Annotated in this window: 1 protein-coding gene; it reads left to right on the forward strand. The window is 66.2% G+C overall.

What is annotated here, in order from left to right:
* The first annotated feature begins 62 nt into the window (after nt 1-62).
* Complete coding sequence (locus FY251_RS21765) at nt 63-416, forward strand: DUF5811 family protein (protein ID WP_004518427.1); 354 nt, start codon at nt 63-65, stop codon at nt 414-416.
* The last annotated feature ends 1 nt before the right edge of the window (nt 417 follow it).

Here is a 417-nt window from a genome sequence, read left to right on the forward strand (position 1 = left end):
GGTCCGAACTGTGTTCGACCCTGGGTTTTTAGTCTTCCCCCCCATAGAGACAGAGAACGTTCATGTACGGTAATACGTCGTTTGGTGGGGAGACGGAAGAAGTGACGCTGACCGCGGAACAGCGCGAGGAGCTCCGCCGGGACCTCTCGAGCGTCGCCGCACGGACCCGCGAACTCCTGCCCGGCGAGTTCGTCGTCGGCTCGGAGATCAGCAACAGCACGACTGGACCGCGGGCCACAATCGCGGTCCAGCCGCCCGTCGGATCGGTCGTCAGCGCCGACTACACGCCCGAGGACCCGGAGAGTGCGAGCATCTCCGACGCCGAACGCGACGACCTCGCGCAGGGCATCGCCGCCTCCGCCGCCCTGCAGGTCAAGCAAGTGATGGGCGACGACACCTCGCCGACGGCGCAGTAAC

Origin of the sequence: Haloferax sp. KTX1 (genome assembly GCF_902410085.1) — an archaeon.
GTDB classification, from domain to species: domain Archaea; phylum Halobacteriota; class Halobacteria; order Halobacteriales; family Haloferacaceae; genus Haloferax; species Haloferax massiliensis.

Excerpts from the sequence above, each read along its gene's own strand:
- FY251_RS21765 (WP_004518427.1), top strand. The coding sequence starts at position 63 with ATGTACGGTAATACGTCGTTTGGTGGGGAGACGGAAGAAGTGACGCTG.